The sequence below is a fragment of the Stenotrophomonas sp. P5_B8 genome (assembly GCF_054049855.1).
Genome location: NZ_JBFULO010000156.1, coordinates 1 through 8,327 on the forward strand (window position 1 = coordinate 1; position 8,327 = coordinate 8,327).

Below are 8,327 nucleotides of genomic sequence, written 5' to 3' on the forward strand. Positions count from 1 at the left end.
AGGATGGCCAGGCCGACACCTGCGCGCGCAAGGTGGAGATCTGCACCCGCGCCTACCGCATCCTGGTCGACCAGGTCGGCTTCCCGCCGCAGGACATCATCTTCGACCCGAACATCTTCGCCGTCGCCACCGGCATCGAGGAACACGACAACTACGCGGTGGACTTCATCGAAGCCACGCGCATCATCAAGCGCACGCTGCCGCACTGCCATATCTCCGGCGGCGTCTCCAACGTGTCGTTCTCGTTCCGTGGCAACGAAAGCGTGCGCCAGGCGATCCATTCGGTCTTCCTTTACCACGCCATCGCCGCCGGCATGGACATGGGCATCGTCAACGCCGGCGCGATGCCGATCTACGACGAGCTCGATCCGGAACTGCGTGAACGCGTGGAAGACGTGATCCTCAACCGCCGCCGCGACGGCACCGAGCGCCTGCTGGAAATCGCCGAGCGTTACAAAGGCAAGAAGGGCGAGGTCAAGGGCGAAGACCTGGCCTGGCGCGAGAAGCCGATCGACGCGCGCCTGGCGCATGCGCTGGTGCACGGCCTGGACGCCTGGGTGGAGACCGATACCGAGGAGGCCCGCGCCCGCTCGACCCGCCCCCTGGACGTCATCGAAGGGCCGCTGATGGACGGCATGAACATCGTCGGCGACCTGTTCGGGGCCGGCAAGATGTTCCTGCCGCAGGTGGTCAAGTCCGCACGCGTGATGAAGAAGGCGGTGGCCTATCTGCTGCCGTACATCGAAGCGGAGAAGGCCCGCAGCGGCGACACCGCCAAGAGCAACGGCAAGATCATCATGGCCACGGTCAAGGGTGATGTGCACGACATCGGCAAGAACATCGTCGGCGTGGTTCTGGCCTGCAACAACTTCGAGGTCATCGACCTGGGCGTAATGGTGCCGGCGCAGAAGATCCTCGACGCCGCGCGCGCCGAGAACGCCGACATCATCGGCCTGTCCGGCCTGATCACCCCGTCGCTGGAGGAGATGAGCCACGTCGCCCGCGAGATGGAGCGCCAGGGTTTTACCTTGCCGCTGATGATCGGCGGTGCGACCACCTCGCGCGCGCACACCGCGCTGAAGATCGACCCGCACTACAAGGCGCCCACGGTATGGGTGAAGGACGCCTCCCGTGCGGTGGGCGTGGCCCAGTCGCTGATTTCCAGCGAGCTGCGCGAGGCATTCGTGGCCGCCAACGAGGCCGACTACGCCGACATCCGCCAGCGCCATCGCAACCGTGGCGACGCCAAGCGACTGGTGACCCTGACCAAGGCACGCGCGCAGCGTTTCGACGGCGACTGGGCCCATTACACCCCGCCCGCCCCGCGCAAGCCCGGCCTGCATGTGCTGCACGACTATCCGCTGGACGACCTTGTCGAGGTGATCGACTGGACCCCGTTCTTCCAGGCCTGGGAACTGGCGGGCAAGTATCCGGCGATCCTCACCGATGAGATCGTCGGTGCCCAGGCCAGCGACCTGTACAAGGACGCCCGCGCGATGCTGGCGCGGATCGTCGAGGAGAAGTGGTTGACCGCCAAGGCCGTGTTCGGGCTGTGGCCGGCCAACAGCGTCGGCGATGACGTGCACCTGCGCACCGATGCCGGCCCGAGCGTGCTGCACTTCCTGCGCCAGCAGGTCGACAAGCCGGTCGAGCGGCCGGACTTCTGTCTGGCCGATTTCATCGCCCCGGCCGACAGCGGCAAACAGGACTGGATCGGCGCCTTCGCGGTCACCGCCGGCATCGGCATCGATCCGCACGTGGCGCGCTTCGAAGCCGATAACGACGATTACAACGCCATCCTGCTCAAGGCCCTGGCCGATCGCCTTGCCGAGGCGCTGGCCGAACGCCTGCACCAGCACGTGCGGACCGATTACTGGGGCTACCAGCCCGACGAACAGCTGGACAACGCGTCGCTGATCGCCGAGAAGTACACCGGCATCCGCCCTGCCCCGGGCTATCCGGCCTGTCCGGAACACAGCGAAAAAGCCACGCTGTTCCGCCTGCTCGACGCCGAGCGCAACGCCGACATGCAGCTGACCGAGAGCTTTGCCATGCTGCCGACCGCAGCGGTATCGGGCTATTACTTCAGCCATCCGCAGAGCCAGTATTTCGTGGTCGGCCGGGTTACCCGCGAGCAGGTCAGCGACTACGCCAAGCGCAAGGGCGTGGACCGCGTGCAGGCCGAGCGCTGGCTGGCCTCGAACCTGGATTACGATCCGGAATGAGTCCGTCACTCGACCCACGGTCGGGTGCTGCCGTCATAATGCAGCGGTAGGCGCCCACCGTTGGTGGGTGCGCGCCGCCACCGAGACCCCGCATGACCGCCCCCACCCGCGACGCCGTTCCGGCCGTCCGCCTGTCGTCCTTCTACCTGTTCTACTACGCCGCACTCGGCGCGTTCACGCCCTACTGGAGCCTGTTCCTCACCTCGCGCGGCATGAGCGTCACCGCGATCAGCGTGATGATGGGGCTGTGGTACGCCACGCGCATCGTCGCGCCCACCACCTGGACCTCCATCGCCGCCGCCTCGCCGCGTCCGATCTTCTGGCTGCGCCTGGGTTGCGTGCTCACCCTGCTGACCTTCTGCGCGTTCCTGCTGCCCCTGCCGCAGCCGTGGCTGTACCCGGCGATGATCGCATTCTGCTTCTTCTACAACGCGGTGATGCCGCAGTTCGAATCGATCACCCTCACCCACCTGGGCAGCGACAGCCACCGCTATGGCCTGATCCGGGTCTGGGGCTCGCTGGGCTTCATCGCCGTGGTGATGCTGTTTGGCTGGATCATCGAAGGCAAGGACGGGGCCGGCAACGCGCACCTGCTGCCGTGGCTGATGCTGCCGTTGTTCGGCCTGCTCACCGCCTCCGGGTTTGCCAACCACTACGCGCGCAACCTGCAGCGCAACGACGGCGATGCCAGCGGCTTCTGGCAGATCGTGCGCAAGCCGCAGGTGCTGGCGTTCTTCCTCGCCGCGTTCATGGAACAGCTCTCCTTCGGCCCGTATTACACCTTCTTCTCGGTGTACATGGACCATCACGGCTATGCCACCTCCACGCTGGGCGTGTTGTGGACGGTCGGGGTCGTGTTCGAGGTCGGCGTGTTCTTCACCATCGGCCGCTTCTTCCGCCGCTATGACGCCAGCTGGATGCTGCTGATCGCCCTGCTCAGTTCCACCGTGCGCTGGGCCGTCACCGCCCTGTTCCCGGAAAACCTGCCGGTGATGCTGGTGGCACAGACCGCGCATGCGCTCGGCTTTGCCGCCTTCTTTGCCGCCGCGATGCAGATGCTGGCGACCTATTTCCCGGGACGTCTCAACGGGCACGGCCAAGGCCTGCTGTATGGTTTTTCGTCCGGTGTGGGCGGCGTACTCGGCGCGCTGATCGCCGGGCAGTTGTGGAACATCGACCAGGGCCGCACCGCATTCCTGGCCGGCAGCGGCTTTGCGTTCGCCGGTGCGCTCCTGTGCTTCTTCGCGATCAGCCTGCCATTGCTGCGCGCCCGGTAATGCCGGCCGCGGGCCGGCAATCCAATCCGCCCCGGTAGTGCCGGCCGCTGGCCGGCAACGCGACCCTCCCAACCGGTARTGCCGGCCGCTGGCCGGCAATGCGGCCCCCTCGATGGGGTAGGCTCAAACCTCCCCTGACTGGAGCCGCCGATGCGACCGACCCGCCTGTGGGCATTGCTGCTTGCCGCCATTGCCCTGCCTGCCGCCGCCGAGCCGATCCTGCTCGAAAACGCCCGCGTCTTCGACGGCCAGCGCGATCTTGGGATCACCCCGGTGCTGATCGATGGCCCCCGCATCGTGCATGTCGGCACGCCGCTGCCAGCCGCCGCCACCGGTGCGCGCCGTATCGACTACACGGGCAAGACCCTGCTGCCGGGTCTGGTCAGCGACCACGCGCACGTCGGCAACACCCAGGGACTGGAGCACGGCGACCGTTTCTACACCCGCGACAACGTGGTGCGCGACCTGCGCCAGTTCCAGCGCTACGGCATCACCACGGTGACCGCGCTGGGCATGAACGGGGCGGACTTCTTCGCCATCCGCAAGGCGGTCAACGCCGACCCCGGGCTGGGCGCACAGCTGTATGGCGCTGGCGGTGGCATCGGTGCACCGGACGGCGCGCCCCCGGCCGACAGCATGGGCCTGAGCCATGATCCCGTGGCGCGTCCGCGCAACGCCGAAGAGGCGCGTGCGGCCGTAGCCACCCAGCAGGCCGATGGCGTGGACCTGATCAAACTGTGGGTGGATGACATGGGCGGCAAACGGCCGATGATGACGCCGGAGGTGTATCGCGCCGCCATTGCCGAGGCGCACGCGCGCGGTCTCAAGGTCGCCGCGCACATCCATGATCTGGCACAGGCGCGCGATCTGGTCGATGCCAAGGTCGACATCCTCGCCCATGGCATCCGCGACCGCGCGGTGGATCCGATGCTGGCGCGGAAAATGCGCGATCAGGGCACCTGGTATATCGCCACCATAGCCATCGACGAGGCCAACTACTGGTATGCCGAAAACCCGCAGCAACTGCAGCAGCCATTCCTGCGCACGTCGTTGCCGGCCGATGTTCTGGCGCGCTGGTCGCAGCCGGACTGGCAACGCGCGCAGTTGGCCGGCAGTGGCATACCGGCCGCACTCCAGGCCGTGGCGACCAACCTGGACAACCTGCGGCGGCTGCATGCGGTCGGGGTCAAGCTCGGGTTCGGTACCGATGCCGGGGCCATGCCACAGCGGGTGATCGGGTTTGCCGAACATCGCGAACTGCAGCTGCTGGTCCAGGCCGGGCTGACCCCGACCCAGGCGCTACAGACTGCCACCGCCCAGGCTGCCGACCTGCTCGGCCTGAGCGACCGTGGTCGCATCGCGGCCGGCAAACGTGCCGACCTGCTCGTGCTGGACGCCGATCCGCTGGCCGATATCACCCACAGCCAGCGCATCGGCGCGGTCTGGCAGGCCGGTCAGCAGGTGGCCGGACCGATCACGGAATGATGGATGCCTTCCCGGTGCCATGCCGCAGGGAACATCATCCCCACCTACCTCACTCCGTTATCGCGGGTGGGTTGCCAGCGTGGCCTGCAGCGAGGGCAGCAGCAACCGGTTGCCGTAGCCACTGAGATGATCGCCATCGAAGAACAGGGGATGCCCGTCGCGCTGTGCGCGGCAGGCATCGGTGTCGCAGAGGATCGGCAACGGATCCCAGATCACTGCGCCGGGTAGGCCCGCGGCCACCTGCTGCAGCGCGACCAGCGCCGGCGCGCGATAGTCGTCCATCCACGCCCGCTGCACCTGCAGGCCATTGCGGCACACCGCATTGGCCGCGTTGAACCGGTCCGAGCAGCGGTACGGCGGCGCCGGCAACACCGGCTTGGGCGCCTCCAGCACCACGCGCACGCCGGTCTCGGCGAGCGGTCGYCAGGCGGCAATCGCACGCTCGGCCTCGGCGGCATGGCCGGCACGGGCCTGCGCACTGTGTTCGCTGTCGCGCTGCTCGCGCGCGTCGAACAGGATGAACTGGTCGGACAGACGCGGCACCCGCAGCGACACCAGCAACACCACGTCACCGGGCTGCGCGCGCCGCGCGATGTCGGCGCGCACCGCCGCGTCGTAGCCCACGCACTCCTGCGCGACCCAACGCCATTCCTGCAGGCCCAGCTGCGGGCAGCCGCCACGACCGTACTGCCACACCGTGGCGCCGGTCTCCAGGGCCAGCCTGCGCAGCAGCTCGTTGTAGGCCATCGCATGCGAATCGCCGGCAACGAACACGTTGCGCGGCATGCCTGGGGGCAGCGGACGAGCGCATTCGCCACGCGAGAACGTGCGCGCACGACCGGCCTCGAAACGCTCTTTGCCGACCCGCAGCTCGCAACTCGGGTAGTCGGCCGCCACCGCGTCGCCGTCCGGATACCAGTCCAACGGGTGACGACTGACCGTGCTCAATGAAAGATGCGCCGCCTGCCGGTACATCAACGCCTGCAGGCCCGCAGCAAGCAGCAGCGCCACCACGCCCACGGCCACCCATCGGCCGGTGGACAGCCGCTTGGCCAACGGCCCGCGGAACGGCCGCTCCACCCAGCGCAGGGAGGCCCAGGACAGCAACGCCACCAGCGGCATGGCGAACACGCGCTGGCCGGTGGTGTCCAGGCCAACCGTCCAGCGCATCAGCACGAACACCGGCCAGTGCCACAGATACAGCGAGTACGAGAGCAGTCCGATCCGCCGCAGCGGCGCGCTGGACAGCACGCGACCCGCCAGCGCGCGCGGATGCACGTGCAGCGCCAGCAGCAGGCCCACGCTCGCCAGCACCGCCCACAGTCCGTCCGGCCAGGGCGAGTGTCCGGCGCGCGCGGACCACAGGGTCCAGCCCAGCATCGCCAGCGCGATGACGGCCAACAGCGAGCACGCCACGCGCAGGGGCCGCGATGGGACCGCTGCATCCGCCCCGGTGGCGCGAAGATGCAGCAGCTGGAACAGCAGCACGCCCGCACCCAGCTGCCAGAAGCGCGTGGTCGTGGCGTAGAAAGCGCGCACCGCCTGTTCCGGATGGCTGCCTGCGTAAACCGCATGACCGATGGAGGCCGCACTGGCCAGCGCGAACAGGCCCACGCTGGTCCAGCGGCTGCGCCCACCGCGACTCCAGGCCAGGAACAGCAGCGGAAACAGCAGGTAGAACTGCTCTTCCACGCCCAACGACCAGGTGTGGGTAAACGGATTGAACTCGGCACGTGGTGCAAAGTAATCGCTGCCGACCCCCACCAGCACCCAGTTGCTCAGGCCGAAGAAGGCCATCAGGCCGGTCATGTCGCTGGCTTCACTGAGCCAGGACTGGGGAATGAGCAGCACGCTGGCCAGACTGGTCAGCAGCAGGCAGGTCACCAGCGCCGGAGCGATGCGACGCAGCCGCCGGGCGTAGAAACGCAGCAGCGAATCCCGCAATGGCAGCGGCGGCAGCCGGTGTACCGACGCGCTGACCACGAACCCGGAGATGACGAAGAACACATCCACGCCGGTGAACCCACCGGGCAACCAGGACGGATCCAGGTGGAACAGGATCACCGCCAGCACTGCGATCGCACGCAGGCCATCGATATGCGGCACATAGCCGCGAACTGGATCAGCCGTCATGCGCGTCCCTGCAGGGCATCGGTCGCGGTGGTGATCACCGCGACCGGAGTGGAATCACCAGACCAGGTCGTCGGGCACCTGGTAGGCCGGATCGGCGTACGGATCTTCTTCCGCGGTGGCATTGGGGTCCACGCGCAGGGCCACCGACGGGGCGAACACCGCTTCGGCCTCGTCGAGCACGGCCGCGGTCACCAGCAGGTAGCGTCCGTTCTGCTGCAGCACGCCCAGCTCGCCGGCGTTGAGCGCCTTGAGCTGCTCGGCGGTGACGTAGATACGCTTGATCTTGCCGCCGTAATTGAAGTGACGCGCGATCTCGGCGGCGGCGTCGTTCAACGCCTTGCCTTCCAGCAGCACGTCGAGTTTCGCCTTGGCTTCGCGACGCAGGCGTGCCTCTTCCTGCTTCACGCGCTCGGCTTCAATACGGTCGTCCTTTTCCTTCTGCGCGCGGATCGCGTAGGCCTTGGCCAGGTCGATGTCCTCGCGCGAGCGCGGCTTGCCCTGGCCGGGGTTCTGGCCTTGGCCGGGACGGGCGCCGCCGCCGGGACGGCCCTTGCCGTGCGGGGCACGACGAGCGGCGTCGCCTTCGCGCGGCGGACGCGCGGCATCGCCGGGCTTGGCCGGTGCGCGCGCGCCCTGCGGTTTGTTGCCCGGCCGGCCATCGCGGCGGGCATCAGGCTTGCGTTCGGGTTTGCGTTCGGGCTTGGGCGCGGCTTTGAAGCCGAGGCCCAGCAACTGGTCGCGGAGGGTATCGCTCATGAGTGGTCGATCAGTAATGCGGGGGCGGTGGTTCTTCGCCCGAATCGGAATACAGCGCGTTGCGGACCTTGCCCAGGTCCTCCAGCAGCAGGCGGGTCAAGTCGGCGTTGCGGCTGCCTTCGATGCGTGCATCGGCCAGCGCTTCGCTCAGCTCGGCAAGCGCCTGCTCCTGGAAGGACACGCGCATTTCCAGCTCGATCAGGCGCGCTTCCAGCGCCTGTTCACGCGATGAGGGGGTGGAATCATGCATGCAGCGAACGTCCCCGGCCAATGCCGTAGTAGGCCAGGCCCGCGGCTTCGATCTCCTGCGGGTCGTACAGATTGCGGCCGTCGAAGACCACCGCGTCGTTGAGCACCTCGCGCAACCGGGCGAAATCCGGGCTGCGGAACTGCTTCCATTCGGTCACCACGACCAGCGCATCGGCGCCGTCCAGGGCGTCGTAGGCGTTGT

Annotated in this window: 7 protein-coding genes; 3 read left to right on the forward strand and 4 right to left on the reverse strand. The window is 67.8% G+C overall.

Annotated features, from left to right (window positions below; all coding sequences use genetic code 11):
* From ACXJKH_RS10455 to ACXJKH_RS10465, 3 genes are all read left to right on the forward strand, one after another.
* A partial coding sequence (locus ACXJKH_RS10455) for a vitamin B12 dependent-methionine synthase activation domain-containing protein (protein ID WP_457319380.1) occupies window positions 1–2,225 on the forward strand: 2,225 nt, incomplete at its 5' end.
* Between the two features lie 92 nt (window positions 2,226–2,317).
* On the forward strand, window positions 2,318–3,502 hold the full coding sequence (locus tag ACXJKH_RS10460) for an MFS transporter (RefSeq protein ID WP_256774563.1): 1,185 nt from the start codon (window positions 2,318–2,320) through the stop codon (window positions 3,500–3,502).
* Window positions 3,503–3,652: 150 nt separating this feature from the next.
* Window positions 3,653–4,987, forward strand: a complete 1,335-nt coding sequence (locus ACXJKH_RS10465) for an amidohydrolase family protein (RefSeq protein ID WP_457319381.1) — start codon at window positions 3,653–3,655, stop codon at window positions 4,985–4,987.
* Between the two features lie 57 nt (window positions 4,988–5,044).
* Here the strand turns inward: ACXJKH_RS10465 and ACXJKH_RS10470 are convergent, their stop codons facing one another.
* From ACXJKH_RS10470 to ACXJKH_RS10485, 4 genes are all read right to left on the reverse strand, one after another.
* Entirely contained in the window at window positions 5,045–7,120 is a 2,076-nt protein-coding gene (locus tag ACXJKH_RS10470) for an acyltransferase family protein (protein ID WP_457319382.1), read from the reverse strand.
* A 54-nt stretch (window positions 7,121–7,174) separates the two neighbouring features.
* The gene (locus tag ACXJKH_RS10475; RefSeq protein ID WP_457319383.1) at window positions 7,175–7,876 is read right to left on the reverse strand and encodes a DUF2058 family protein; all 702 of its coding nucleotides are present in this window, start codon (window positions 7,874–7,876) and stop codon (window positions 7,175–7,177) included.
* Window positions 7,877–7,886: 10 nt separating this feature from the next.
* The gene (locus ACXJKH_RS10480; RefSeq protein WP_256774567.1) at window positions 7,887–8,126 is read right to left on the reverse strand and encodes a SlyX family protein; all 240 of its coding nucleotides are present in this window, start codon (window positions 8,124–8,126) and stop codon (window positions 7,887–7,889) included.
* Window positions 8,119–8,327 (reverse strand): UDP binding domain-containing protein (locus ACXJKH_RS10485; protein ID WP_457319384.1); only part of this gene is annotated, 209 nt, incomplete at its 5' end. The genes ACXJKH_RS10480 and ACXJKH_RS10485, both read right to left, overlap by 8 nt.